This window comes from Gordonia paraffinivorans NBRC 108238 (assembly GCF_000344155.1).
GTDB lineage: Bacteria > Actinomycetota > Actinomycetes > Mycobacteriales > Mycobacteriaceae > Gordonia > Gordonia paraffinivorans.
In genome coordinates, this window is the sequence record NZ_BAOQ01000096.1 from 1 (window position 1) to 761 (window position 761).

A 761-nucleotide genomic window follows, 5' to 3' on the forward strand; every position below is an offset into this window, starting at 1 on the left:
TTTCCGCTATTGAGGATGCGGTGACCTCGGGTTTTGTGTTGTGGGAGCAGTGGCCGGTGCGTGTTCGGGTGTGGGTGTCTGCGCCGGGTGAGTGTGTGGTTGCGGTGGTGATGCACCATATTGCGGCTGATGGTGAGTCGTTGGGGCCGTTGGTGTCTGATCTGGTGGCGGGGTATGTGGCTCGGTCGTCGGGTGAGGTGCCTGAGTTTGCGCCGTTGTCGGTGCAGTTTGCTGATTTTGCTGTGTGGCAGCATGAGGTGTTGGGGTCGCCGGATGATCCGTCGTCGGTGATTGGTGGGCAGCTTGCGTATTGGCGTGAGCAGTTGGCTGGGTTGCCGGATGTGTTGGAGTTGCCGGCGGATCGGCCGCGGCCGCAGGTGGCGTCGGGGCGGGGTGCGCAGACTCGTTTTGAGATTCCTGTTGATGTTGCCGAGGGGATCTCGCGGTTGGCTACTGCGCGTGGTGTGACGCCGTTCATGGTGGTGCATGCGGCGTTGGTGGTGGTGCTGTCGCGGTTGTCGGGTAGTGATGATGTGGCGATTGGTTCGCCGTATGCGGGTCGTGGTCAGCGGGAGTTGGAGCCGTTGATCGGTATGTTCGTCAATACGTTGGTGTTTCGGTCTCGGGTGCGGGGGTCGGATAGCTTCGCCGAGTTGTTGGCTGATGTGCGTGATACGGATCTGGCTGCGTTTGCTCATTCGGATGTGCCGTTCGAGGCTGTGGTGGATGCGGTGGATCCGGTTCGGTCGGAGGCGTTTGCA

The 761-nt window shown here is 61.2% G+C and carries 1 protein-coding gene; it reads left to right on the top strand.

Annotated elements, in window-relative coordinates; all coding sequences use genetic code 11:
- On the top strand, positions 1–761 hold a 761-nt coding region (locus GP2_RS20795), incomplete at both ends, for a condensation domain-containing protein (protein ID WP_040527714.1).